This window comes from Pseudomonas sp. TNT2022 ID1044, assembly GCF_028656895.1.
In the GTDB taxonomy this organism is placed as follows: Bacteria; Pseudomonadota; Gammaproteobacteria; order Pseudomonadales; family Pseudomonadaceae; genus Aquipseudomonas; species Aquipseudomonas reinekei.
This window is the reverse complement of the sequence record NZ_JAMDHB010000017.1, coordinates 307,273-332,748: the sequence shown is the minus strand read 5'-3', so window position 1 is coordinate 332,748 and position 25,476 is coordinate 307,273. Positions and strand designations below refer to the sequence as shown.

The following is a 25,476-nucleotide window of genomic DNA, read 5'->3' as shown; positions in this document are numbered from 1 at the left end:
TCGATTCATATGCCCTGTTTTTTTCTCAAACAGGAGTCAGAACATGCAACCCACCGCAATCGACAGCAAAAGCAAAAACCATCAGGGCGAGCGCGTCGCGTTCATCCAGGCCTGCTGGCACAAGGAAATCGTTGATCAGAGCCGTAAAGGCTTCGTCGCTGAAATGATTGCCCTGGGTTATCAGGAATCCGACATCGACTTTTTCGAAGTCGGCGGTGCCTTTGAAATGCCTCTGCACGCCAAGTTGCTGGCCAAGACCGGTCGTTATGCCGGCATCGTCGCCGCAGCCCTCGTTGTGGACGGCGGTATCTACCGTCACGAGTTCGTCGCCCAGTCAGTGGTCAGCGGTTTGATGCAGGTTCAACTGGAAACCGAAGTACCGGTGTTCTCTGTGTCCCTGACCCCGCACCACTTCCATGCCGGCGAAGAACTGCATCATAAGTTCTTCTTCGATCACTTCGTGCACAAAGGCCAGGAAGCGGCGAAGGCCTGCGCGGATACGCTGAGCAAGATTCGTGCGTTGCGTCGCACCGAGCCGCGTGCGGTAGCCGTCTAAGCACAAAACCTGTAGGAGCCGGCTCGCTGGCGATAGCGTTGGGTCAGTCAACGGTTCGTTAACTGGCAGTACGCAATCGCCAGCAAGCCGGCTCCTGCTGAGGCTGAGTGTCAGGCCAGGTTTTCGTCGGTGGTCGGCACGATCAGGATGCCGGCGCGCAGGCCGTTCTTCACCTTGGGGTTCGGGAAGATGATCCGGGCGCCCTCTTCTTCGATGATCCAGCGGGTGTTGGCGATGTCTTCCGCCAGCAGGTAACCCACTTCCAGTTCCGAAAAATTCTCGATATCCACCGGCAGGTTCAGGCGGAAGCTGTCGCTGTGCTTGATGATTTCCCGCGCCACACTGAACAGTTGCAAACCGTCCAGTGATGCTTCGGTCAATTCCGGTTCGGTGCCTTCAATGATTTGTTTGAGGCGGGTCTCCAGCAACGACACATTGACCCCGTCGTTCTGCCCGAACGGCCGCGCCTTGCCCAACTCCAGCGTGAAGGCTTCGGCCCCGAGCTTGTCGTAGGTGTAGGAACTGAAAACGATGGACGGTTTGTTTTGCAGCAGTACCGCCTCCATACCCGATGCGCGCAAGCGAGCGAGTTCCTGACGCGAATGCTGGCGATCTTCCTTCCACGGGTACAAGGCGAATTGCTCGATTTTCGAACCACGAATGGCGGTGTGCAGGTCGTAGTGCAGACGCTGGCGATCCGGCAGGCTGAAGAAACTCGCCGCCAGCCGCTCAAGCTCACAAGCGCGCAGTGCTTCAGAGCCGCTGCTTTGTTCGTGACGACCGTTGAACAGCCGATTGACGTCCTGCTCGACGAAACGCTCGCCTTTGCGAATCGCTTCGGGGTTGCCGAACAGGAACAGAATACGTGCGCGCGGCTTCAGGTCGCCGCGGGCAATGTCGTGCAACAGGCGATCGAGCAACTCGATCGGCGCTGTTTCGTTGCCATGGATCCCCGCTGACAGCAGCAGGTCCAGGCCGTTGTCGCGCGCTTCAGGTGGCCGGACTTCGAGCGCCCCTTCGCTCAACCAGCGCATGCGCACGCCTTCGACAGTCAGTTGAGTCTTCTCCGCCGGTTCACGGCCGGCGAGGGTCAGTTCAAGCAGTTTGCCGAGGGCGAGCATAGAGCGGTTTCCTTAGTGGTCGTGATTGCAATCCGGGCCGTGCACGTGATCCTCGTCGTCGCCGAGTTCAGCCGGTTCCATTTCCAGTTGCAGACTTACCAGATTAGTCGCCAATGGGCGCAACAGCAGGTTGGCGTATTCGGCGTCGCCTTCTTCGACGTCCACACCGATCAGCAGTTGGCCTCGGCCGTCTTGCTGGATCCACAGCTCTTTGCCTTGCCACAGGACCGCGACGCGGGTGCAGGAGGTTTCCAGTTGCGTACCGTCGGTGTCTTCAAGGATCAGCTGCAGGGTATCGCTCATGTTTTTACGCTCTCGGTTGAGATGAAGCAGCGCGCTGTCGTGCACAACAACGCGCCGTCGATCAATTGATCTGGAATGGATAAACCGCGCCCAGTTTAAGGATTTGCGTCAGTTCATCCAGTGCCGTCCGGCACTCAAGCAGCAATTGCGGGTCCGCCAGATCGTTTTCGGTCATGCGGTCGCGGTAGTGCTTCTCGACCCATTCGGTCAGAGTGCCGTACAACGGCGCCGTCATGATAACGCCTGGGTTGACGGCCGCCAGTTCGGTTTCGTTGAGCGCGACGCGCAGCCTCAGGCAAGCAGGGCCACCGCCGTTTTGCATGCTTTGCTTGAGATCGAAAACTTTCACCTCACGAATCAGGCCGCCGGAGCTGGTCAAACCCTGCAAATACTGCCAGACACGCTCGTTGCCACGGCATTCTTCCGGGACGATCAAGAGCATGGAGCCGTCAGGACGCGACAGCAATTGGCTATTGAACAGGTAGGACCGAACCGCGTCTTCCACGGTTACCGCGGAACGCGGAACGCACACGGACTGAAATTTCCCACCGACTTTGGCGAGTTTGCTTTGCAGCTCAGCGAGCATCTGTTCGGTGTCGAGGAAGGCGTCCTCGTGATAGAACAGCACTTCACCGTTACCCACGGCAATCACATCATTGTGGAACACGCCCTGATCGATCACTGACGGGTTTTGCTGGGCATAGACCACACCGTCATTGCTCAAGCCGTGCAAACGCGCAACGGCCTGGGACGCTTCAAGGGTCTGGCGCGCCGGGTATTTCTGCGGTGCCGGGTAGCGGGTATCGAACGCGCTGCGGCCGAACACGAAGAACTCGACGCCGGCTTCGCCGTACTCACGGCAGAAGCGGGTGTGGTTGGCCGCGCCTTCGTCGCCGAACTGCGCCACGGCCGGCAACGCGGCGTGGTGAGCGAAGTGTTTCGGGTCGGCGAACATGGCCCCCAGCACGCGGCTGGTGGTCGGGTGTTCGATGCTGCGATGGTATTTGCAGTTGAGGTTGGCGGCGGTGAAATGCACGCGGCCGTCCGCGGTATCGGCGCTCGGGCTGACCGTGGCGGCGTTGGCCACCCACATGCTTGACGCCGAGCAGCTGGCAACCAGCAATGGCATGGCTTCTTTAGCGGCGCGTTCGATCACTTGCGCATCGGTGCCGCTGAAGCCCAGGCGACGCAGCGCGGCCACGTCCGGGCGTTCCTGCGGTGCCAGAACGCCTTGCTGGAAACCCATCTCCATCAGCGCTTTCATCTTCGCCAGGCCCTGCAGCGCAGCTTCTTTCGGATTGGAAGATTGCTGGCTGTTGCTCTGGGACGCGACGTTGCCGTAGGACAGGCCGCCGTAGTTATGGGTCGGCCCCACTAGACCGTCAAAATTGACTTCATAGGATTTCATCAGCGAGGCTCCACGAGAATCTGTTTTTTATAAGCATCAAGTAACTGTTCAGTACGACCGCGGCGCGGCCATCGCGGGCAAGCCCGCTCCCACAGATTCAGCGGTGTTCACATATTTTGTGTTCGACGCAGGACCTGTGGGAGCTGGCTTGCCAGCGATTGAAATCACGCCATTTTCACGCCAGGCGTGAGGGCCGCAGGCAACACCAGGCTCGGCGTTTCCAGCGAGGCCACCGGGTACGCGCAATAGTCCGCCGCGTAGTAGGCGCTGGCGCGGTGGTTGCCCGAGGCGCCAACGCCGCCGAACGGGGCGCTGCTCGCGGCACCGGTCAGTTGCTTGTTCCAGTTGACGATACCGGCACGGCTTTCCAGCCAGAATTGCTGGTAGCGCGCTTCGGAATCCGACAGCAAGCCAGCCGCCAGCCCGAACGCCGTGTCGTTGGCTTCGGCAATCGCCGCTTCAAAATCAGCGTAGCGGATCACTTGCAGCAGCGGACCAAACAGCTCTTCGTCAGGACGATCGGCGACGGCGGTCACGTCGATAATGCCGGGGGTCAGCAGCGCGGATTGAGCCTGTGGCTGCGTCATCGGCAACAGCGCCACGGCACCATTGGCCAGCAGATGTTCCTGCGCATCCATCAACGCTTTCGCAGCACCGAGGGACACCACCGAGCCCATGAACGGCGCCGGCTGTTGATCGAAAGCCCCGACTTCAATCGTCGAACTGACCGCCACCAGGCGCGCCAGCAACGAGTCGCCCCAGGCGCCTTGCGGCACCAGCAAACGGCGAGCACAGGTGCAGCGTTGACCGGCGGAAATGAACGCCGATTGAATGATGGTGTACACCGCGGCATCCAGGTCAGCGACCTGATCAACCACCAGCGGATTGTTGCCGCCCATTTCCAGCGCGAGAATCTTGTCCGGACGACCGGCGAATTGCTGGTGCAGGTGGTTGCCGGTGCGGCTGGAACCGGTGAAGAACAGACCGTCGATGCCCGGGTTCGCCGCCAGGGCGATCCCGGTTTCGCGGGCGCCTTGCAGCAGGTTCAACACGCCTGCAGGCAGACCGGCGTCGATCCAGCACTTGACCGTCAGCTCGGCGACTTTCGGCGTCAGTTCGCTTGGTTTGAACAGCACACTGTTACCGGCCAGCAGCGCCGGCACGATGTGACCGTTCGGCAAGTGACCAGGGAAATTGTAAGGACCGAATACAGCCACCACACCGTGGGGCTTGTGGCGCAATACGGCGGTGGCGTCGCCCAGCGGGCCGCTCTTCTCGCCGGTGCGCTCGCGGTAGCTCTGCACCGAGATCGCGATCTTGTTGACCATGCTGGTGACTTCGGTCGCGGCTTCCCACAGGGGTTTGCCGGTTTCTTCACCGATGGTGCGAGCGAGTTCGTCGGCGTTGTTTTTCAACGCGGCGGCAAAGGCTTCGAGCACCGAGATACGCTCTTCCAGCGTCCGACGCGCCCAACCCGGGAACGCCTGACGTGCGGCTTGCACGGCTGATTCCACTTGATCAACGGTGGCACCCGTGCCGGACCACAGCACTTGCTGGGTCACCGGATTGAGCGACTCAACGACTTCGCCCTGGCCTGCCAGCCATTCACCTGCAATGTATAGCGACTTCATTATTTCGACTCCCGAGCAGCAGACAACGCCACGGCGCGCACTTGATCGCCAGCGTTGAGTTGAAGACGTTTGGCGGTCTGCGGATCGACCACCAGAGTGCCGGCGGCGAGACGTGCGGGTGCAGCCGTGATCCGGCAGTCTTCGCGTTTGCGGTTGTGAATGATGAACGGCGTGGCGTCGTCACCCGGCGTGCCAACGGCCAGCACCAGTGCCTGGCTGTCGCGCACGGCGCGGATCTTGCCGGTTTCGCATTCGATGGCCGGGCCGGCGTCGAAGATGTCGACGTAACCCTGATAGCTGAAACCTTCGCTCTTGAGCATCGACAGCGCCGGCTCGGTGTCCGGGTGCACTTGGCCGATCACATTGCGCGCATCCGGCGACAGGAAGCAGGTGTACAGGGGGAATTTCGGCATCAGTTCGGCGATGAACGCCTTGTTGCCCACGCCGGTCAGGTAGTCAGCCTGGCTGAATTCCATTTTGAAGAAGTGCCGGCCCAGGCTTTCCCAGAATGGCGAACGCCCGGCTTCGTCGGACACGCCGCGCATCTCGGCAATGATCTTGTTGCCGAACAATTGCGGGAACTCGGCGATGAACAGCATCCGCGCCTTGGACAACATGCGACCGTTGAGGCCACTACGGAAATCGGCGTGGAGGAACAACGAGCACAACTCGGAGTTGCCGGTCAGGTCGTTGGCCAGGAACAGCGTCGGGATCTCGCGGTAGATGTTCAGCTCTTGCGAAGCGCTGACCGTCAGACCGACGCGGAAGTTGTACCAGGGCTCGCGCAGACCGACGGCGCCGGCGATGGCGGAAATACCCACCACGCGACCCTCGTCATCTTCGAGCACGAACAGGTAGTCCGCATCGCCCCGCCCGGCTTCGCCGCGGAAAGTCTTCTCGGCCCAGCCGACCCGATGGGCCAGACGTTCTTCGTTGGCCGGCAAAGTGGTCAGGCCGGTGCCGGTGCTACGGGCCAGGTCGATCAGTGCGGGTAAATCGCTGCTGCGTACGGGACGAACGATCATGCTATCTCCTCAAACGGGCCGCTTGCGCCACCCGTGAAACTCGCTGCTTTCTAAGCATTCTTTAACGCAGGCGTTAAACCGCCACCAGGCGCACGCTCGCACCCTCGCCTACGCCCAGGGCTTCGGCGGCTTCCAGATCCAGGGTCACGGGTTTGCCCGGCGCGTAATCGAGTTCGAGCAATACCGCGCGGTAATCCTGCAACTGGGCGTTGGCCACCAGGTACTGACGCCCGACACCTTTGGCCGGCTCACCGATTTTCACCGGCACCACGCGGCTCTGGGCGATCGAACGGATCCCCGAGACACGGGCATGCAGGGTCGGGCCACCATCGAAGATGTCGATGTAGTGATCGGTCTCGAAGCCTTCGCGCATCAGGATGTCGAAGGTGATCTGCGCCCGAGGGTGCACCTGGCCCATCGCTTCTTGCGCGGAGTCCGGCAGCAGCGGCACATAGATCGGGTAGTGCGGCATCAGTTCGGCGAGGAACGTACGGCTCTTCAAGCCACACAGGCGTTCAGCCTCGGCGTAGTTGAGGTCGAAGAAGTTGCGACCGATGGCATCCCAGAATGGCGAGTCGCCGTTTTCATCGCTGTAACCGACGATCTCGGTCACCACGGAATCGGCAAAACGCTCGGGATGGCTGGCGACGAACAGCAAGCGGCCACGGGAGTTGAGTTCGGCCCAAGGCGAACCCACCAGCTCGCGCTGCACATAGAAACTGGTCAGCAAGCTGTTGCCGGTCAGGTCGTGGCACTGCGAGAGCACGTGGATCTTGTTGTGGATCTTCAACTCGCGGGAGGCGTGCACGAACGTTTCGTTGCGGAAGCTGTAGAACGGCTCGGAGTAACCGGCCGATGCCACGATGGCCGAGCAACCGACCAGCTTGCCGGTGCTGCTGTCTTCGAGGACGAAGAAATAACTTTCCTCACCGTTGAAACTCACTTCGGCAGCAAACGAGGCTTCGCTCGCGGCGATCTTGTCGCTCAAGCGTTCAACGTCATCCGGCAAGGAAGTGACACCAATCGGGCTATCCGCAGCCAGACGCTGTACCTCGCCCAGATCAGCCATTTGCGCGGGGCGCATCACCAGCATGGTGTCACTCCTTATCGTAAAACTCTTATAGGAAAAAACACCGGATTCAACTTGAAACACCCTTTGTAGGAGCCGGCTTGCTGGCGATGGCGGCAGGTTGATCGCCGCAAGGCTTAAGGGCCTCATCGCCAGCAAGCCGGCTCCTACAGGGGTGTTGCGTCAGGATGGGTCCGGCACAAAAATTGGGTTCGACGCCTGAAAGGTCAGGCGTCGAAGGGTCTATCAGGCTTGCGTCAGTTTTGCAGCGGCGCGTTCGAAGCGGTCAAGACCGGCATCGATATCGGCGTCTTCCACCACCAGGCTCGGGGCGAAGCGCACCACGTCCGGGCCGGCTTGCAGGACCATCAGGCCTTCTCGCTCGGCGGCGTTGAAAATGTCCTTGGCCTTGCCTTTCCAGGCATCGCTCAGCACGCAACCGATCAGCAGACCCATACCGCGGACCTGGGTGAACAGGCCATATTTCTCGCCGATCTGCTCAAGGCGTGCCTTGAACTTGTCGTGCTTGGCGTTAACGCCGGCCAGCACTTCAGGGGTGTTGATCACGTCGATCACGGCTTCCGCAACGGCGCACGCCAGCGGGTTGCCGCCGTAAGTGGTGCCGTGGGTACCGACGACCAGGTGTTTGGCCAGGTCTTCAGTGGTCAGCATAGCCGCGATCGGGAAACCGCCGCCCAGGCTCTTGGCGCTGGTCAGGATGTCCGGGACCACGCCGTAATGCTGGTAGGCGAACAGGTGGCCAGTACGGCCCATGCCGGTTTGCACTTCGTCGAAGATCAGCAGCGCGTTGTTCGCGGTGCAGAGGTCGCGCGCGCCTTGCAGGTATTCGAGTTCAGCCGGGATCACACCGCTCTCACCCTGGATCGGCTCCAGGACAACAGCACAGGTCTTGTCGGAAATGGCGGCTTTCAGCGCGGCCAGATCGTTATAAGGCACATGGGTGATGCCGGTGATCTTCGGACCGAAGCCGTCGGAGTACTTCGACTGGCCACCGACGTTCACGGTGAATAGCGTACGGCCGTGGAAGCTGTTGAGTGCGGCGATGATTTCGTATTTCTCGCTGCCGAAACGGTCGAAACCGACACGACGGGCCAGCTTGAACGCGGCCTCGTTGGCTTCGGCGCCGGAGTTGCAGAAGAACGCGCGGTCGGCAAACGTGGCGTCGATCAGCTTATGAGCCAGGCGCAGGGCCGGCTCATTGGTGAACACGTTGGACACGTGCCACAGCTTGTTCGCCTGCTCGGTCAAGGCACCGACCAGCGCCGGGTGCGCGTGGCCCAATACGTTTACGGCAATCCCGCCGGCGAAGTCGATCAGCTCGCGACCAGACTGGTCCCAAACGCGGGAACCGGCACCACGCACTGGAATGAAAGCGGCAGGCGCGTAGTTGGGAACCATTACCTGGTCGAAATCGGCGCGTTGTACCGCAGCGTGCTCAACGGACATCGGAGTCTCCTGAAAAGGAACACTCGCCTGAAACTGGCGAGCGATGAGGGGATTGTAAGGACAGTTTTCAGCCCGGCCTTGCCGCCAAGCGACAACTTCTTATAGCGCAAACCCCGGATTTTCCCGGGTTTACGGCAATGCGACATATAGGGTCGCAAAGGCGCAGTTTAACTGGCGCAGAGCGTTTGCGGCAGGCTTGCTCCGTTGTAACCGAAGCTGATTCGACGAGTGCGGTAAATATGTACCGCACTTGATCCGGGTTCGCGCGCTTTCCTAGAGGCCTTATCAAACCTCAAAGATCACCTTGACCCTATGACGAACTCACAGACCACCCTGGCTTCCGATGTATTCAGGTCGGACGCGCACTATCAGCACTTGATCAATGTCGTTCCGCTCTGGTTGCGCCAGGCGACATCACAACGGCGTCAAGCGCTGAGCAACAGCACGCCAGGCATGCCGGCCAGCCTCAAGAGCGCCCCGGCCCATCAGCATGCGGAACTGGGCAAACTGATCTCCCGCCATGTAACAAGCCAGAACCGGGTCGATCAGATGATGGCGAATCTGCAGAATCCGGCCGAGTTCGCAGAACCTCTGCTCAAAGCTGAGCTCAAGACCCGTTTCGGCCTGGACCTGGACGTTCGCAACACCTGCCTTCGCCTGTACATCCCCGCCCACATCCCCTGGTTGCGCCTGAAATCAGGGGCGGCACGCATCTGGACGGTGTCATTGCTGGATGCGGTGTTGCACAACTTCGAAAGCGCCGAAACCGAAACCGACGCTTTCGAACCCGTTTCGACTTACATCACGCCGCCTTCCGCCAACGGGCAATTTCAGACCTTGCCGCAAGTCCTGGAAAAGATGTCCATCACAGCATTCACCCACCTGAGCCGGGAGCTGGACATCGGCAAGCGCTATAAAGAGTACCTGGAGGACAATCTTGGCATTAGTAACCCAGTGGCCTCGGCGCTACTGCGACCGAAAATCCATGACAGCCAGAAAACCGCGCTGACCGCCGCGTTGCAGATGGCGCAGATGCAAAAGCTGCTGGGCAGTGATGTCCACCCGCTGATTACTGGCCTGCTGGACAACTTGCCGTATCTACGTTTGCGCGGCCAGCCCTGGGGCTGTCATGAGCTGACGATCATGAATGCTCGCCTGACCGGCATCCTGTTGTTTGCACCGGACCTGGAAAGCGCACGGGAAACAGCCAGGGTAGTGGCGTACATTCCTGACGACCCCGAACATCCGATCAAGGAATACCCCTCGTCCGACGCCTTTGCCGAAGAGTTGGGCCGACGTCTGCGCACCCCCGACTATCAACAGTTTTTCAGCCGCTTCATCAATCATGAGGATCGCGGGCACTTCTTCGCCCAATTAACCTCCCAACTCGCACCCATCACCTGGCAACCGGTTCAGCCAGGCGATGCGCGCCCGACCTGGCGCGAGTCGCCCAACCCGCGCGTCGACCTGCGCATCGCCTCAACGCCGATCAAGGGGGACCTTTGGGATCATCTGTATCAATCCACCCTCAACAAAATACTCAACGACGCTCGGGTCATCGCGGTATCCACCGCAACGGTCGACCAGAAAGCCCGCTGGGCACTCTGGGACTCCTTCACCGATATCGCCTCGACCCTGCTGAACATCGCGGCCTTCATCGCCCTGCCGTTCGTACCGTTCCTGGGTGAGTTAATGCTTGCCTACATGGCTTACCAGTTGCTCGACGAAACCTTCGAGAGCGTCGTCGACTGGGCCGAAGGCCAGAGCCGCGAGGCATTCGGGCACTTGATGGGCGTCGTTGAGTCCGCCGTGCAATTGGGCACCCTGGCGGCGGGCGGTGTGATTGCGGCCGGGGAGTTTCGCGCGGCGCTGCCCAAGGACATCGTTGAGTTCATCGACCGTTTCAACTCAGTGAAACGACCGAACGGCGAAACCCGGTACTGGCAGCCGGACCTCAGCGTCTACGAAGATCTTGCTGTACTTCCTGCTGACTCGAAACCTGATGCCTTGGGGCTGCATCGGCACCAGGACAAAGTGTTGCTCCGCCTGGAAAACAAATGCTACGCCGTCAGCGCGGACCCGGTAACGGGTGAGCGTCGCATCGACCACCCTACCCGCGCTGATGCCTATAAACCCGTGCTCAAACACAATGCCGCCGGCGCCTGGCAAACCGAACTGGACCAGCCACTGAGCTGGGACCAGGCCACCCTGCTCCGACGAATCGGGCCAGACATGCAGCGCTTTTCCGAGATCGAACGCGAACGCATGCTAACCATCAGCGGCATTCACGAAAACGTCTTGCGCAAGATGCATATGAATGTCGGACCCGTGCCGCCGCTTTTGGCCGACACGATCAAGCGCTTCAAGATCGATCAGGACATTCAAACCTTCATCGAGCAAATCGGCAGCAACCAACCGGACATTTATCTGAAGGCCGACCCTGTTACCCAGCTCGAATTGCTCAACACCTACGGCTTCTGGCCGCAAACCCGAGGTGTACGACTGACAGATGCGCAAGGCCAGACACTTTGGCAAAGCCCCGCGCCGGATGTCCCCCGGCTGCCAATCGATGTGACACGCCTCAATAGCGGCGACCTGCTCAAAACCTTGCTGCTCGCCCTATCGGACGAAGAAGCAAGCGCGATGCTGGGCGAAGAGTTTGGCCTGCCTTCACCTGGCCTCGAAAGTCGTACGCGCAGCCTGCGCCAGACACTGACGCAACTGGCGCAGCGCAAACGCCAGAGCCTGTTCGAGCAGCGTTACCGCAAACTTGAACGCGGAGCTCTTCCAGCGGTACAAACCCTCATCGACGCAGAACCGGGCTTGCCCACCAGCGTCGCAGAAAGACTCATGGGCACGGCTAACGACGAGGAATTGCAACAGCTCAAGCAAGCACGCGTTTCCCCGCGACTCGCGGGTTTGAGCCAAGAGGCGAATCTGCAGGTGCGTGTCACACGCGCCTATGAAGGGCTGGAACTGACGTCGACCGAAAACAACCTCGACACCGATCGACTGGTGCTGCACTCCCTGGAAAAACTACCGGGCTGGACAGGACAGATTCGCCTGGAAATTCGTCATTACACCCACCAAGGCCCCCTGATCGACCATATTGGCAGCGTCGACGCCAAGGTCCGCAAGGTGCTGGTTCTCAGCGAAAAGGGCTCGTACCAGGCGTACGACGAGTCAGGTAACGAACTCAGCGGCTTGAGCACTCTGTATGCCAGCTTGCTAAATGCCTTGCCGGATGCTGAACGCGCCGAACTTAACCTGGCTGTTGGCGAGGGAGAAAAACTGAAACGACAGATCATCAGGCATGCCCTCAGTCGTGAAGAATCGGGATCGTTGTTGGCACAACAGCCGAATCTCAAACCGACCTATGACCCCAGCCTCATGCGTTTGCTCGGGGGCACAGATGGCTTTCACCGCAAGCCATTCGGCGCGCCCCCCTTGCAAGCGTACGCGCACCAATTGCTGCCACAACTGCCCCCCGCAGAGTTGCAAGCCTTCGTCGAACGCCTGCAACGCCAACCCGCTGGACCGCGCGCGGAATTGAGCAGACTGATCGCCGAGCACGCCAGCGTCAGCAATACACTGCAGCGCTGGCGCAGCGAAATACCCCAACTCATTCCGGACACCCAGACCAGACTCAGCGAGGAGCAATTGGTCATTCAGCGCCAGGCACGCCAGCATTTCGCGGACCAACTCCTGGGTGTATGGCGTGAACAGGCTTCACAACTCGGCCAGGAAACAAGGCCCCTGGAGTTTCGCTTTACGCAACCGATCATCGGCGAACTCCCGGTGTTGAACGTCGACTTCAGTCGATTGAAGAGCGTCTCCCTCGATGGTCATGTCGCCACACGCGGTGTGCATGAGTTTTTAAACCGCTTTTCAGATTTGCATCGCCTGGCTTTACGCAACTTTCAGCTCAATGAAATTCCCGAGATCGTCGTGAAGTCACCTGGTCTACGCCAATTGATTCTCCGAAATTGCGCGATCACCCTGAATCTACAAAGCCATGCAACCCTCTCGGCACTTGACCAACTGGTGTTGCTGGATCTGTATAAGAATCCGCTGGGACTGATGCCTGATGTGGAAAATCTTCCGCATCTGAACTACGTCGTTTTCTCGGAAACCGGCATTAACGCGATACCCAACGGCCTGCTGAGTCGCCCCCGACTTAGAACCGCGCTGCTCAATAACAATCACATCAGCGAATTGCCCGCCGCTCTTTTCGACCTGCCCAAAACCACCCGGGACGGCATCGACCTGGGCGGCAATCCACTCTCCGCCGCGGCCCGAGAGCGTATAAAAAGTCATTTCAATCGCACTCATCAGGACTTGGGTGTGCTTGCCGAACAGCCGGACATCCATCGAGTGCAGGCCTTGTACCCTGACATGGATCAGGAACAAGCGACTGAGTTCATCTACCAGTTACCCGGCACTCTGATCGATGGCAGGGCTGAGATTTCGCGCCTGGAAGGCGAGCTCACCACCCTGACGAATGACCTGGCTGCGTGGGCCGCCGATGTACCCGCCGTGCATCCGGTCACCGGCGAACCCTTCAACGCGCAACAGCTGCTGGACGAACATTCAATCCGGGATGAATTCAAAGCAAGGGTAGAAAGTTGCTGGCGTCGACAATCCAATCTGGCTCCGTTGAACCCTGAACCGCAGGCGAGGTACGAGCTGGATCTTCCTTTGATCATCACCGGTGATTTGCCCACCCTGCGTACGGACTTCAGCCACGTAGCGCAGCTATATCTGCAGAGCGATAGCGGCCTGTCTGGGGTGGGACGTTTTCTGGAACGCTTTCCGCGCCTGAATGGACTGACCATTCGCAACTACCGACTGGGGAACATCCCCGAAGCCACTTTCCGAATGGGTGAACTGACCACTTTGGCCCTGAGCGATTGCCAGCTGACCCTGACCCCGCAAGCGGTACTGGATCTCGCTCAAATGACGCGGCTCGACTACCTCGACCTTAGCGAAAACCCGCTCGGTCTGACGCCGGATCTGAGCCAGATGCCCCTGCTCAAAACGCTGTTATTAAACGAAACCGGCATCACCGAGCTTCCACCAGGGCTATTCCAGTTCACGGAGATGGAAACCGTTGACCTGCGTTCAAACCAAATCACCCACATTGCGGCCGACATCATGGAAATGCCCCGAGATATCGCCGAGGCGATCAATTTGCGCGGCAATCCCCTGTCCGAAGAAAGCATTCAACGGTTAATCGCCTATTTCCAGCAGACAAGCATCGACTTTGGCGTCGAAGCGGTGATCGATCAGGCGGAATTGGAAGTGTCGAGTTCTGGGGGTTCTGACGTGGACGAGTGAATGGCGCCGACATCGGAGCGCGGATTTAACTGCGTTCCGACGGCACCGACGACAACTCGAACGGACTGCTGCTGCGCCGCTGGTTGCGGTCTTCGCGCGGTGTGGCACCGAAGAAATTACGATAGGCGCTGGAGAAGTGTGGCCCCGAGGAGAAGCCGCACGACAGGCCGATCTGGATGATCGACTTGCTGGTTTGCATCAACATTTGCCGGGCCTTGTTCAAGCGCAGCTCCAGGTAGTACTGGCTCGGCACACGGTTGAGGTATTGCTTGAAAATCCGCTCCAGCTGGCGACGGGACACGCACACGTGCTGGGCAATTTCGTCGGTGGTCAGTGGCTCTTCAATGTTGGCTTCCATCAGCAACACCGCTTGGGTGAGCTTCGGATGGCTGGAACCGAGGCGGTTCTGCAACGGGATGCGCTGGCGTTCGCCACCCTCGCGAATGCGTTCGACCACCAGTTCTTCCGAGACCGCGCCGGCCAGTTCCGCACCGTGGTCACGAGCCAATACCGCCAACAGCAAATCGAGCACCGACATGCCGCCGCACGCGGTCAGGCGATCGCGATCCCAGTCGAACAGGTGGCTGGTGGCGATGACCTTCGGAAAACGCTCGGCGAAATCGTCCTGCCAGCGCCAGTGCACGGCGGCGCGATAGCCATCGAGCAAACCGAGTTGCGCCAACGGGTAGACACCGGCCGACAGACCGCCGATCACGCAACCGGCACGCACCAGCTGTTTGAGCGCACTGCTGAGCGCCGGCGCCAGGGTGGTCGGCGGCTCGTCAGCGAGCAGGAACAGTTTCTGGAAGTTCTCGAGCTTGCCGGGCCAGGCTTCACCGGGCAATTGCCACTCGCCTTCGACCGGTGGTTCGGCCTGCAGGAACGACAGTTCGTAAACGACGTCCGGATGCACACGCTGGGCAACGCGCAAGGCCTCCTCAGCCAGCGCAAGCGTCAGTGCTTTAGTGCTGGGCCAAATCAGGAAACCAATTCGATGGGCAGTCATGGCGGGCAATCCGAAACGAAGAACGGTGATGAAGGCATGGGCCAATGCTAGCCCGTAAATGAACGCAAATCTCAAAACCTGCAACGATCAAACCTGTAGGAGCCGGCTTGCTGGCGATAGCGGACTGTCTGTGCCAGATATGCAAGCTGACCGACTGCTATCGCCAGCAAGCCGGCTCCTACAAGGGATCGGGTCAGTCTCTAGACCGCGAAGCATGCACTATCGCGGTGCACAACGGCAGTCTTGATTACTTCAGGCTGCCGGACAGGAATTGCTGCAAGCGTTCGGATTGCGGGTTCACCAGCACTTCGCGCGGGTTGCCGCTTTCTTCGACCACACCTTTGTGCAGGAACACCAACTGGTTCGACACTTCGCGGGCAAAGCCCATTTCGTGGGTCACCACGACCATGGTCCGGCCTTCCTGAGCCAGGGCTTGCATGACCTTCAGCACGTCGCCGACCAGCTCCGGGTCGAGGGCCGAGGTCGGTTCGTCGAACAGCATCACTTCCGGTTCCATCGCCAGCGCACGGGCAATCGCCACGCGCTGCTGTTCGCCGCCGGACATGTGGCCCGGGTAAGCATCTTTACGATGGGCCACGCCGACCTTGTTCAGGTAGTGCTCGGCCTTTTCACGGGCTTCGGCCTTGGAAACGCCCAGCACATGCACCGGTGCTTCCATGATGTTTTCCAGCGCAGTCATGTGCGACCACAGGTTGAAATGCTGGAACACCATCGACAGGCGCGAACGCATGCGTTGCAGCTGTTTCGGGTCGGCGGCTTTCAACGCGCCGTCCTTGTTTGCCACCAGCTTCAACTCTTCATTGTTGAGCAGGATCTTGCCCGCGTGCGGCTGCTCCAGCAGGTTGATGCAACGCAGGAAAGTACTTTTGCCGGAGCCACTGGAGCCGATGATGCTGATCACATCGCCAGCCGCCGCTTTCAGGGACACGCCCTTGAGCACTTCGTGACTGCCATAGCGTTTATGCAGGTCTTGGACTTCAAGTTTGTACATGCGGTCGGTTCTCACAAAAACAGTCAGTCAGTCGTTGAGCAAGCGCCCGTGACGCAGCGCTTCGCGCCCCGCCACCTTGGCCAGCCAGAAACCGGGTTGGGCATAACGCAGCCGCTCAATGGCAAACAGCACCCCGGACGTACCAGCACATACCGTGCTGACCCGATCCGCCAGCGGATCGATCACTTCAAAAATCTCATCGCCCGCCTCAACCCATTCGCCGGGTTGACGCAGGAAACTCACCACGCCGGGATGCGGCGCGAACAACAATTCAGTGCCTTCGAACGGCAGGCCTTCGCACGCTTTCTGTGCAGGTTCCGGCCAGTCGCCGCTGATCAGCCCTTGCTCGGCGAGGAACGCCAGAATGCCTTCGGCATACGCTTCGGTTTCAGCACGGCCGGTGTCGGCCTGACCACCCAGTTCAAGGGTCGTCGCCAGGCACGCCAGTGGAATCTGCGCATCCGGAAACAGACGCGACAAGCGCAACCACGGCAGCGAACAGGCTTCGTCGAAGGAGCTGCCGCCGGAATCTTCCGCCAGCAAACCCACACGCACGTTCAGGTGTGCAGCCAGCGAACGCCACTGCGGCCAGTGCTGCGGCAAGGCGTACATGTGCAGCGCCGCTTCGGCATCGCAATGCAAATCCAGCACCACATCCGCGGTGCAAGCATGACTGAGCAAAATGCGTTGCATGCCCTGCAACTGGCTGCTGGCCGGTGGCAATGCAGCGAGATGATCTGCCATTGCCTGACGGATCAATCGGATATTGGCGTGCGCATCATCACTCAGGCTGTCGGCCAATGCAGAGGCGACCGGCGCGCTCAGCTCGACGAAATCGCGATTGAAATTCTTGCCGCTGCCTGCCTCGAAACGCCCTTGATGATTGCCTTGCAGCAGTTGACCGAGGCCCAGTGGATTGGCCACTGGCACCAGTTCGATCACGCCGTTCAACAGGCCTTGGGATTCAAGTTCGGCCAGGCGTTTTTTCAGCGCCCAGGCGGTGCGCATGCCCGGCAGTTCATCGGCGTGAAGGCTGGCCTGGATGTAGGCCTTGCGTTCGCCACTGCCGAAACGGAACACCGAAATCTGGCGCTCGCTGCCCAAATGGCTCCACGGCAATGCATGGTCGATGCGTTCCATATCAGTGCTTCCGCGGGGCCAGGTAGCCCAACCAGCGGCGCTCGGCCAGTTTGAACAGTTTCACCAGGATGAAGGTCAGGCACAGGTAGAACGCACCCGCCGTAATGTACGCCTCGAACGGCAGGTAGAACTGGGCGTTGACCGTGCGCGCGGCGCCGGTGATGTCGATCAGGGTCACGATGGAGGCCAGACTGGTGGTCTGCAGCATCATGATCACTTCGTTGCTGTACTGCGGCAGCGCCCGGCGCAGGGCCGATGGCAACAGGATGCGTTTGTACATCTTGAAGCGCGACATACCCATGGCCTTGGCGGCTTCGATCTCGCCGTTCGGCGTGGCGCGCAGGCTGCCGGCGATGATTTCGGCGGTGTAGGCGCTGGTGTTGATGGCGAACGCCAGGCACGCGCAGAACGTGGCACTGGACAGCCATGGCCAGAGGAAGCTCTCGCGTACCGCCTCGAACTGCGCCAGACCGTAGTAGATCAGGAACAGCTGCACCAGCATCGGCGTGCCACGGATCACGTAGGTGTAGAGCCAGGCCGACATGTTGACGACCGGATTCTTCGAGACGCGCATCAAGCCCAGCGGCAACGCACACAGCAGGCCGAAAAACAGCGACAGCCCGAGTAATTTGAGGGTGGTCACCAGGCCGCCGAGATACAGCGGCATGGCCTCCCAAATGACGTTGTAGTCGAAGATCATAGATCAGCCGCCCTTACGCCTACCGAGTAGCGCTTCTCAAGGTGACGCAATGCCAGCAACGAGACACTGGTAATCACCAGGTACATCGCCGCCACTGCGAGGAAGAAGGTGAAAGGTTCGCGGGTGGCGTCTGCCGCCTGCTTGGCCTTGAACATCATGTCTTGCAGGCCCACCACCGAAATCAACGCGGTGGCCTTGGTCAATACCAGCCAGTTGTTGGTGAAGCCAGGAATCGCCAGGCGAATCATCTGTGGCACCAACACCCGGAAGAACACCTGAAAACTGCTCATGCCATAGGCCATGCCCGCTTCGGCCTGTCCCTTGGGGATCGCCATGAACGCGCCGCGGAAGGTTTCCGACAGGTACGCACCGAAGATGAAACCCAGGGTGCCGATACCGGCGGCCAACGGATTGAGGTCGATGTAGTCGTCAAAGCCGAGCATCGGCGCGACGCGGTTGAGCAGGTCCTGACCGCCGTAGAAGATCAGCAGGATCAGCACCAGGTCGGGAATACCGCGAATCACGGTGGAATACAGATCGCCCAGCCAGGCCAGCCAGCGCACCGGCGACAGTCGCAGTGCCACGCCGATCAGGCCCAGAACAATGGCCAGGGCCATGGACGACAAGGCGAGCTGAAGCGTCAGCCAAGCGCCATCGAGGATGACAGCCCCGTAGCCTTTCAACATGATTCAGGTCCTCGAAAGTTGGGATGAAAAAATGGCGCAAACCTCAGAGATCCTGTTGCTTGCGCCATTTCGGACTTGTCGTTGCGACGTATTTACTTGCCGTAAATGTCGAAGTCGAAGTACTTGTCCTGGATTTGCTTGTACTTGCCGTTCTCACGGATGGCAGCGATCGCGGTGTTGATCTTGTCTTTCAGCGCGTCACCCTTGCGAACGGCGATACCCACGCCGTCGCCGAAGTATTTGACGTCGGTGAACGCCGGGCCAACGAAAGCGAAGCCTTTACCGGCGTCGGTTTTCAGGAAGCCGTCATTCAACAGGGTAGCGTCTGCCACGGTGCCGTCGAGGCGGCCGGCGGACACGTCGAGGTAAATTTCATTCTGCGAACCGTAAGGCTTGATCTCGGCACCCAGCGGGGCCAGGACTTCGCGGGCGAAACGCTCGTGGATCGAACCACGCTGCACGCCGATGTTCTTGCCCTTGAGCTCGGTCAGGCCTTCGCTGACCTGAGTGCCTTCCTTCATGACCAGGCGGGCCGGGGTGTTGTAGTACTTGTTGGTGAAGTCCACGGACTTCTTGCGGTCTTCAGTAATCGACATGGACGACAGGATCGCGTCGATCTTGCGCACTTTCAGTGCCGGGATCAGACCGTCGAACTCTTGCTCGACCCACACACACTTGACCTTCATCTCTTCGCACAGGGCGTTGCCGATGTCGTAGTCAAAACCAACAATGCTGCCATCCGGTGCCTTCGAAGCGAACGGAGGGTAAGCCGCTTCGATACCGATCTTCAGGGGTTTTTCGTCGGCGAAGGTCGGCAGGGACAGCACGGAGGCAAGTGCCAGGGCGCCAAGCAGCACGAGTTTCTTCATGTTGGGACTCCATCGGTAAAGGGCTGAAACGGCAGAGTGAGCAATAGCCCAATATGCGAATGAGTGGAACCGCAAAGCAGTGCTGCGTCCTGGGAAGCAGATGTTGAAATTCAACACATGCAACGACGAGCGAGTGATCGGCATTCTAACGACAGGCCCGAAGCCGATATTTCTTCAATGCGACAACTAATTACAGATGCACTGAGAAACCCGTTTGGGCACGTTGACAGCCCTGCAAAATCATGCAGGAGCAAAAGACAGTGAACCGATCCATGCTGCAAATTGCGGGCCTATTATTGGCAAAGCCTTCTAATCCGGCAAGCTTGGCGTTGGGTCTTATTTTTTGCGGGTGGTTGTGAGGCCCTGAATCGGGGCACGGCGTTTCCCAATGCCCCGGATCGGCGCGATGCGGTTACACATTCAGTAACCGGAAAGATCGGAGGGTAACAGTAGGAAGCGTCCCACAGAGAAGCCGATAATTATTGGCCCATGCTTGATTACTGCCTGACAGACCACCATCGCTAGCAGGCTAGCTGTCACAGGTTTTGGGATTACCGCAAATCCTTGTGGGAGCTGGCTTGCCAGCGATGAGGCCAGCCCAGCCAACACAAAACCCTCAGCCACAATAAAGCCCCGCCAGGCTCAACACCTGACAGGGCTTTCTGTGACTCAGAATCAGCGCTTACGCAACATTCATCGTCTTGTGCGTATCAATCAAATGCTGCACCACACCCGGGTCGGCCAGGGTGGAGATATCGCCCAACCCATCGTATTCAGCCGTCGCGATCTTGCGCAGAATACGGCGCATGATCTTGCCCGAACGGGTTTTCGGCAGGCCCGGCGCCCACTGGATGACATCCGGCGAAGCGATCGGACCGATCTCCTTGCGCACCCAGTTTTTCAACTCCAGGCGCAACTGCTCGTTCGGTTCTTCACCATTTTTAAGGGTGACATACACATAAATGCCCTGCCCCTTGATGTCGTGCGGCACGCCAACCACAGCGGCCTCGGCGACTTTCGGGTGCGCCACCATCGCGCTTTCGATTTCGGCAGTGCCCATACGGTGGCCGGACACGTTGAGCACGTCGTCCACGCGACCGGTGATCCAGTAGTAACCATCGGCATCGCGACGGGCGCCGTCACCGGTGAAATACATGCCTCGGAAGGTCTTGAAGTAGGTATCGACGAAGCGATCATGGTCGCCATACAGCGTACGCGCCTGGCCTGGCCACGAATCGAGAATCACCAGGTTGCCTTCGGCTTCGCCCTCGATAATGTTGCCGAGGTTGTCCACCAGGGCCGGCACCACACCAAAGAACGGACGTGCCGCAGAACCCGGCTTGAGCGCGTGAGCGCCCGGCAGCGGGCTCATCATGTTGCCGCCGGTTTCGGTCTGCCACCAGGTATCGACGATCGGGCAACGGGACTTGCCGACATTCTTGTAGTACCAGTCCCAGGCTTCCGGGTTGATTGGCTCACCCACCGAGCCGAGCAAGCGCAGGCTGCTGCCATCGGCGCCTTCAACAGCGGCGGTGCCCGAAGCCATCATCGCGCGGATCGCGGTCGGTGCGGTGTAGAGGATATTGACCTTGTGCTTGTCGACGATCTTCGCCACCCGGGTGATGTCCGGATAGTTCGGCACGCCTTCGAACAGCAACGTGGTCGCACCATTGGCGAGTGGGCCGTAGACGATGTAGCTGTGGCCGGTGACCCAGCCGACGTCGGCGGTGCACCAGTAGATTTCGCCCGGGCGGTAGTCGAATACGCGCTCGTGGGTCATGGCGGCGTACAACAGATAGCCGCCGGTGGTGTGCTGCACGCCCTTGGGCTTGCCGGTGGAACCCGAAGTATAAAGGATGAACAGCGCTTCTTCGGCGCCCATCTCTTTCGGCGCACACACGGTGCCCGCCACTTTCATCAGGTCTTCGTACCAGATGTCGCGATGCTGGTTCCACTTGATCTCGCCACCGGTGCGCTGGCACACGATGACTTTCTGGATGCTGCTGGTTTCCGGGTTGGTCAGGGCGTCATCGACGTTGGCCTTGAGCGGGATCTTCTTGCCGGCACGAATGCCTTCGTCGGCGGTGATCACCACTTTCGACTTGCAGTCGATGATGCGACCGGCCAAGGCTTCCGGCGAGAAACCGCCGAACACCACCGAGTGAATCGCGCCGATCCGGGTACAGGCCAGCATGGCGACCACGGCTTCGGGAATCATCGGCATATAGATCGTCACCACGTCGCCGCGGTGCACGTCCTGGCCACGCAGGGCGTTGGCGAATTTGCAGACTTGTTCGTGCAGTTCGCGGTAGGTGATGTTGCGGCTCTCGGAAGGGTCATCGCCTTCCCAGATGATCGCGATTTGATCGCCGCGCTCGGCCAGATGACGGTCGAGGCAGTTGTAGGAAACGTTCAGGGTACCGTCGGCGAACCATTTGATGTCGACATGGTGATCGTCGAAGGAAGTCTGCTTCACCGTGGTGAAAGGCTTGATCCAGTCGAGGCGCTTGGCTTGCTCGCGCCAGAAGCCGTCCGGGTTGACGACGGACTGCTGGTACATGGCCTTGTAGGTCGCCTCATCGGTCAGCGTGTTGGCCAGAACCTCGGGACGAACGGGATACAGGGAAGCCGCACTCATCTTTCTTACCTCGGTGGAATAGTTGTTTTTGTATGGCCCCGTTGTAGCCCGGGCCGGGCCTATAGAACCATTCGACGATGGTAGTAACAAGGCCCTACAAAATGTCGTGAATACGGACTCCAGCGACTTCCTGTCGCCCCCGAACCCTGCAGGAGCAGGCGTGCCAGCGATGACGGCCCACCTGACACACCGCGTCGCCAATATCACCAGCAAGCCGGCGCCCACAGGTGGTTTTCAATGATTGTTACGAAAACTGTCAAAGGTGTTTATCAAAAGCACGCCTGTATGATTGTAACCCCCACGCCTAAAATTCGCTTCGCCAACACGGCAACCTGAGTTAACCAAGTTACAGCCCCCACGAAGGCAGTTAACCCAAATCCAAGTCGTTAGATCCACACGCAACCCCATAAAGGTTGCGTGACCCCACTCGACCTCAGAAAGGTAAATTTCAGATGAAAGCTTTATGGGTTCTGGCCCTCAGCAGTCTGTGCGCAACCGCCATGGCAGACGAGGTTCAGACTGATGTCGCGCAGCAGCAACCGGCTATCGAGGAATACACTTACTCGATGCACCTGGACATCGCCAAAGTTGTATCCATGAGCGAAGTCCCCAATGTCTGTGAAGTTGTCCCGGCGAAAATGGAATACGACGACTCTAAAGGTCAGCGGCATATCCTGCGTTACAGCGTCATGGGCAACGGCTGCTCCAGCGGCTGATTCAACTGCACCGGATCGGCTCATCCAAGCGTTTGCCGATGGACGATTTCAGCCCGGCTCCGGTCGGGCTCAGTTGTGTTTGCAATCGTCGAAAAGCACTCCGAAACACAAGATGTAGTAAAAAACGCCATTTTTTGACTACTTTTTGAACAAATCCGGAATCGAGCAAAATTCACGAAAAAAAATCTGCACCCGCCAAAGCCCTGTAAACCCTCGCTCTGACCGAAAAACCTGCCCTCTCGTCCGCTCCATGCGCGGATTCGCCCCACCACGACCGTAAAAATTTCCCTATAATGCGGCCTTAAACGGGCCTGCAATATCCCCTTACAGGGATGAATAGCCAGTCTGAAGCCCCGCAGCAGCATTCGATGCTGATTGCGCCCATCAGAGGCTCTCGGAACCCCGTACAAAATTCTGTTTTATTGCCTGCCTTGGCTGGTGCAAAAAACGATTCCTTTAGATCCAACGCGGCCAGTACGGCCGTGTGAAATACCGACTAATCAATTTCACACGGGCAATCTGGCCCTCACGCAGGAGACGACACGTCATGCTGAGCTGGGACGAATTCGACAAAGAAGACACGGAAGTAGCAGTCAAGAGCGCTAACGCTGGCCACGCCACCGAAGCCAATATGGACCGTCTCGACAGCGCTGGCGGTGCCGCCGCCCTTGAAGCCCGTGCCGTGACCGCTACTGACTCCGCCGCCGTTGCCCGCGCCAAGGCTGCCCTGAACTCCCTCGACGTCGCCGAAGGCCTCGCCGAACTCGAAGGCGCCTCCGCCCGTGTCGCCGTTGACGAAAAGCGCATGATCAACTGCCGCGCCGACCTCAACCAACTCGTGCCCTTCAAGTACGACTGGGCCTGGCAGAAGTACCTGGACGGCTGCGCAAACCACTGGATGCCGCAAGAAGTCAACATGACCGCCGACATCGCCCTCTGGAAAAACCCGGAAGGCCTGACCGACGACGAGCGCCGCATCGTGATGCGCAACCTCGGCTTCTTCTCCACCGCCGACTCCCTGGTTGCCAACAACCTGGTCCTGGCCGTGTACCGCCTGATCACCAACCCGGAATGCCGCCAGTACATCCTGCGCCAGGCGTTCGAAGAGGCGATCCACACCCACGCCTACCAGTACTGCATCGAATCGCTGGCCATGGATGAAGGCGAAATCTTCAACATGTACCACGAGATCCCATCGGTCGCGAAAAAAGCCACCTGGGGCCTGAAATACACCCGTTCGATCTCCGATCCGAAGTTCGAAACCGGCACCGTCGAAACCGACAAAGAGTTGCTGCGCAACCTGATCGCCTACTACTGCGTTCTGGAAGGCATCTTCTTCTACTGCGGCTTCACCCAGATCCTCTCCATGGGCCGCCGCAACAAAATGACCGGCGTCGCCGAGCAGTTCCAGTACATCCTGCGCGACGAATCCATGCACCTGAACTTCGGCATCGACGTGATCAACCAGATCAAAATCGAAAACCCACACCTGTGGGATGCCGAAATGAAGGAAGAAGCAACCCAGATGATTCTGCAGGGTACTCAGCTGGAGATCGAATACGCTCGTGACACCATGCCTCGCGGCGTGCTGGGCATGAACGCGGCGATGATGGAGGACTACCTGAAGTTCATCGCTAACCGTCGTCTGTCGCAGATTGGTCTGAAGGAAGAGTACCCAGGGACGACTAACCCGTTCCCTTGGATGAGCGAGATCATGGACTTGAAGAAGGAGAAGAACTTCTTTGAGACTCGGGTTATTGAGTATCAGACTGGTGGGGCTTTGAGCTGGGATTGATTCTAGAGTTCGCCGCGATTTGACGACTTGAATCGGCAAATCGGAACTAAAGAGCCCCGATCTGATCGGGGCTTTTCTATGGAAACCGTAGGAAAACTCTCACACGCATTTCCAGTAGCCGCAAAACCTCCTACAACAATTCCAGCTCCTTCCGCATTGATCATCAATAGAAGCACTCCTAAGCTCTATTGCAGGTGCCTAAGAAACGCCCAACGTAGAAGCTATCCCTCGCACAGAACGCATGCTGGTATCAGCCATAAATGCGGAACTCCGTGAGAGGAACAGGCCGTTGGGAATTCTAAAGCCCTCTACGTCGGGTTCAGGCCCTCATTAATTTCATACGTAGAGGTAAAGGAAATGCCTACAGAAACTCCACACCGATCAGTCATCACTGATCCCTATATCCCGACAACTTTCACCCGCCACAACCTCTTCCTTCACGCTCTCCTCCTCGAAGACCAACCATGGTTCTGTGCCCGCGATGTCGGCCGCTTGATGGGTGTCCATTTGAGTGATCGGATGGTCAGCAAACTCGACAAAGATCAGCGTCGTTTTTTGTGGATTGAATATTTTCGGCAACCAGAAAAACAGCTGATGCTCAGCGAGTCCGGTGTCTATGCGCTGCTGGTGTATCACTACGTTCCGGGGAATCGCTTGCTGCGTGAGTGGTTGACCCATCAGGTGGTGCCAGCCTTGCGCGATGCGGAGCAAACGGAAAATTTGGATCGGCCGATGTTGAGCTTGTTGGATTGGCCAGAGATGTCGTTGAGCATGCTGCATTGGCAGGATGAAGGTTGGATTCGGCTGCGGGACATGCCGTATCTGTTGAATGATCAATCGCAGCGGCGGGAGACAGTATTGAGGTCATGGTGGCGAAAAGTCGCGCGGGTGTTTCAGTCGTCGAAGCATTCGATGGGTTAGGTGCCGTGCCTGTAGGACCGCCTGCAAGAATCCTCGCTTCTTTGTGTAGGAATTTTCGTAGACAGTCGTAGTTGCC

Annotated in this window: 19 protein-coding genes; 5 read left to right on the top strand and 14 right to left on the bottom strand. The window is 59.0% G+C overall.

Features of this window, described 5'->3' with window-relative positions; translation table 11 throughout:
* The first annotated feature begins 43 nt into the window (after positions 1–43).
* Positions 44–556 (top strand): 6,7-dimethyl-8-ribityllumazine synthase, encoded by a 513-nt coding sequence (locus tag M5G20_RS20935; protein ID WP_273920636.1) that lies wholly within the window; start codon positions 44–46, stop codon positions 554–556.
* 110 nt (positions 557–666) lie between these two features.
* Here the strand turns inward: M5G20_RS20935 and astE are convergent, their stop codons facing one another.
* The 7 genes from astE to M5G20_RS20900 form a co-directional block, all read right to left on the bottom strand.
* Entirely contained in the window at positions 667–1,677 is a 1,011-nt protein-coding gene (gene astE / locus M5G20_RS20930; protein WP_273920635.1) for a succinylglutamate desuccinylase, read from the bottom strand.
* Between the two features lie 12 nt (positions 1,678–1,689).
* Entirely contained in the window at positions 1,690–1,980 is a 291-nt protein-coding gene (locus M5G20_RS20925; protein WP_046042326.1) for a hypothetical protein, read from the bottom strand.
* Between the two features lie 61 nt (positions 1,981–2,041).
* Complete coding sequence (astB, locus tag M5G20_RS20920) at positions 2,042–3,388, bottom strand: N-succinylarginine dihydrolase (RefSeq protein ID WP_273920633.1); 1,347 nt, start codon at positions 3,386–3,388, stop codon at positions 2,042–2,044.
* 164 nt (positions 3,389–3,552) lie between these two features.
* Positions 3,553–5,022, bottom strand: a complete 1,470-nt coding sequence (gene astD, locus M5G20_RS20915) for a succinylglutamate-semialdehyde dehydrogenase (protein WP_273920651.1) — start codon at positions 5,020–5,022, stop codon at positions 3,553–3,555.
* Entirely contained in the window at positions 5,019–6,044 is a 1,026-nt protein-coding gene (gene astA, locus M5G20_RS20910) for an arginine N-succinyltransferase (RefSeq protein WP_273920632.1), read from the bottom strand. The genes astD and astA overlap by 4 nt, the downstream gene beginning before the upstream one ends.
* Before the next feature lie 73 nt (positions 6,045–6,117).
* Positions 6,118–7,137, bottom strand: a complete 1,020-nt coding sequence (gene aruF / locus M5G20_RS20905; protein WP_273920631.1) for an arginine/ornithine succinyltransferase subunit alpha — start codon at positions 7,135–7,137, stop codon at positions 6,118–6,120.
* Between the two features lie 222 nt (positions 7,138–7,359).
* Entirely contained in the window at positions 7,360–8,580 is a 1,221-nt protein-coding gene (locus M5G20_RS20900) for an aspartate aminotransferase family protein (protein ID WP_273920630.1), read from the bottom strand.
* A gap of 312 nt (positions 8,581–8,892) precedes the next feature.
* Here M5G20_RS20900 and M5G20_RS20895 point away from each other — a divergent pair, with 312 nt between their 5' ends.
* Positions 8,893–13,917, top strand: coding sequence for a dermonecrotic toxin domain-containing protein (locus tag M5G20_RS20895; protein WP_273920628.1), 5,025 nt, complete (start codon positions 8,893–8,895; stop codon positions 13,915–13,917).
* A gap of 25 nt (positions 13,918–13,942) precedes the next feature.
* On the opposite strand, the gene argR is transcribed toward M5G20_RS20895, so the two are convergent.
* From argR to acs, 7 genes are all read right to left on the bottom strand, one after another.
* Positions 13,943–14,923 carry a transcriptional regulator ArgR gene (argR, locus tag M5G20_RS20890; RefSeq protein WP_273920627.1) on the bottom strand — a complete coding sequence of 327 codons (981 nt, stop codon included), beginning with the start codon at positions 14,921–14,923 and terminating at the stop codon, positions 13,943–13,945.
* Positions 14,924–15,170: 247 nt separating this feature from the next.
* Positions 15,171–15,935 carry an ABC transporter ATP-binding protein gene (locus tag M5G20_RS20885; protein ID WP_007971015.1) on the bottom strand — a complete coding sequence of 255 codons (765 nt, stop codon included), beginning with the start codon at positions 15,933–15,935 and terminating at the stop codon, positions 15,171–15,173.
* A 27-nt stretch (positions 15,936–15,962) separates the two neighbouring features.
* On the bottom strand, positions 15,963–17,075 hold the full coding sequence (locus M5G20_RS20880; RefSeq protein ID WP_273920623.1) for a M14 family metallopeptidase: 1,113 nt from the start codon (positions 17,073–17,075) through the stop codon (positions 15,963–15,965).
* Between the two features lies 1 nt (position 17,076).
* On the bottom strand, positions 17,077–17,775 hold the full coding sequence (locus M5G20_RS20875) for an ABC transporter permease (protein WP_273920621.1): 699 nt from the start codon (positions 17,773–17,775) through the stop codon (positions 17,077–17,079).
* A complete protein-coding gene (locus M5G20_RS20870) occupies positions 17,772–18,461 on the bottom strand; it encodes an ABC transporter permease (protein WP_075945348.1) in 690 nt (229 codons plus the stop codon). The genes M5G20_RS20875 and M5G20_RS20870 overlap by 4 nt, the downstream gene beginning before the upstream one ends.
* Before the next feature lie 92 nt (positions 18,462–18,553).
* The gene (locus M5G20_RS20865; RefSeq protein ID WP_150733618.1) at positions 18,554–19,330 is read right to left on the bottom strand and encodes an ABC transporter substrate-binding protein; all 777 of its coding nucleotides are present in this window, start codon (positions 19,328–19,330) and stop codon (positions 18,554–18,556) included.
* Positions 19,331–20,012: 682 nt separating this feature from the next.
* On the bottom strand, positions 20,013–21,968 hold the full coding sequence (acs, locus tag M5G20_RS20860; RefSeq protein ID WP_273920620.1) for an acetate--CoA ligase: 1,956 nt from the start codon (positions 21,966–21,968) through the stop codon (positions 20,013–20,015).
* A gap of 452 nt (positions 21,969–22,420) precedes the next feature.
* On the opposite strand from acs, the gene M5G20_RS20855 reads away from it, so the two are divergent.
* From M5G20_RS20855 to M5G20_RS20845, 3 genes are all read left to right on the top strand, one after another.
* Positions 22,421–22,684 (top strand): DUF2790 domain-containing protein, encoded by a 264-nt coding sequence (locus M5G20_RS20855; RefSeq protein ID WP_273920619.1) that lies wholly within the window; start codon positions 22,421–22,423, stop codon positions 22,682–22,684.
* 547 nt (positions 22,685–23,231) lie between these two features.
* Positions 23,232–24,479: a ribonucleotide-diphosphate reductase subunit beta gene (locus tag M5G20_RS20850; RefSeq protein WP_150733622.1), complete on the top strand. Its 1,248-nt coding sequence runs from the start codon at positions 23,232–23,234 to the stop codon at positions 24,477–24,479.
* A gap of 357 nt (positions 24,480–24,836) precedes the next feature.
* A complete protein-coding gene (locus M5G20_RS20845) occupies positions 24,837–25,400 on the top strand; it encodes a BRO-N domain-containing protein (protein WP_443218314.1) in 564 nt (187 codons plus the stop codon).
* Positions 25,401–25,476: the final 76 nt, after the last annotated feature.

Excerpts from the sequence above, each read along its gene's own strand:
- astE (WP_273920635.1), bottom strand. The coding sequence starts at position 1,677 with ATGCTCGCCCTCGGCAAACTGCTTGAACTGACCCTCGCCGGCCGTGAA.
- M5G20_RS20885 (WP_007971015.1), bottom strand. The coding sequence starts at position 15,935 with ATGTACAAACTTGAAGTCCAAGACCTGCATAAACGCTATGGCAGTCAC.
- acs (WP_273920620.1), bottom strand. The coding sequence starts at position 21,968 with ATGAGTGCGGCTTCCCTGTATCCCGTTCGTCCCGAGGTTCTGGCCAAC.
- M5G20_RS20870 (WP_075945348.1), bottom strand. The coding sequence starts at position 18,461 with ATGTTGAAAGGCTACGGGGCTGTCATCCTCGATGGCGCTTGGCTGACG.
- argR (WP_273920627.1), bottom strand. The coding sequence starts at position 14,923 with ATGACTGCCCATCGAATTGGTTTCCTGATTTGGCCCAGCACTAAAGCA.
- M5G20_RS20845 (WP_443218314.1), top strand. The coding sequence starts at position 24,837 with ATGCCTACAGAAACTCCACACCGATCAGTCATCACTGATCCCTATATC.
- M5G20_RS20895 (WP_273920628.1), top strand. The coding sequence starts at position 8,893 with ATGACGAACTCACAGACCACCCTGGCTTCCGATGTATTCAGGTCGGAC.
- M5G20_RS20855 (WP_273920619.1), top strand. The coding sequence starts at position 22,421 with ATGAAAGCTTTATGGGTTCTGGCCCTCAGCAGTCTGTGCGCAACCGCC.
- M5G20_RS20935 (WP_273920636.1), top strand. The coding sequence starts at position 44 with ATGCAACCCACCGCAATCGACAGCAAAAGCAAAAACCATCAGGGCGAG.
- M5G20_RS20850 (WP_150733622.1), top strand. The coding sequence starts at position 23,232 with ATGCTGAGCTGGGACGAATTCGACAAAGAAGACACGGAAGTAGCAGTC.
- astB (WP_273920633.1), bottom strand. The coding sequence starts at position 3,388 with ATGAAATCCTATGAAGTCAATTTTGACGGTCTAGTGGGGCCGACCCAT.
- M5G20_RS20865 (WP_150733618.1), bottom strand. The coding sequence starts at position 19,330 with ATGAAGAAACTCGTGCTGCTTGGCGCCCTGGCACTTGCCTCCGTGCTG.
- M5G20_RS20875 (WP_273920621.1), bottom strand. The coding sequence starts at position 17,775 with ATGATCTTCGACTACAACGTCATTTGGGAGGCCATGCCGCTGTATCTC.
- astA (WP_273920632.1), bottom strand. The coding sequence starts at position 6,044 with ATGATCGTTCGTCCCGTACGCAGCAGCGATTTACCCGCACTGATCGAC.
- M5G20_RS20900 (WP_273920630.1), bottom strand. The coding sequence starts at position 8,580 with ATGTCCGTTGAGCACGCTGCGGTACAACGCGCCGATTTCGACCAGGTA.
- M5G20_RS20925 (WP_046042326.1), bottom strand. The coding sequence starts at position 1,980 with ATGAGCGATACCCTGCAGCTGATCCTTGAAGACACCGACGGTACGCAA.
- M5G20_RS20880 (WP_273920623.1), bottom strand. The coding sequence starts at position 17,075 with ATGGAACGCATCGACCATGCATTGCCGTGGAGCCATTTGGGCAGCGAG.
- aruF (WP_273920631.1), bottom strand. The coding sequence starts at position 7,137 with ATGCTGGTGATGCGCCCCGCGCAAATGGCTGATCTGGGCGAGGTACAG.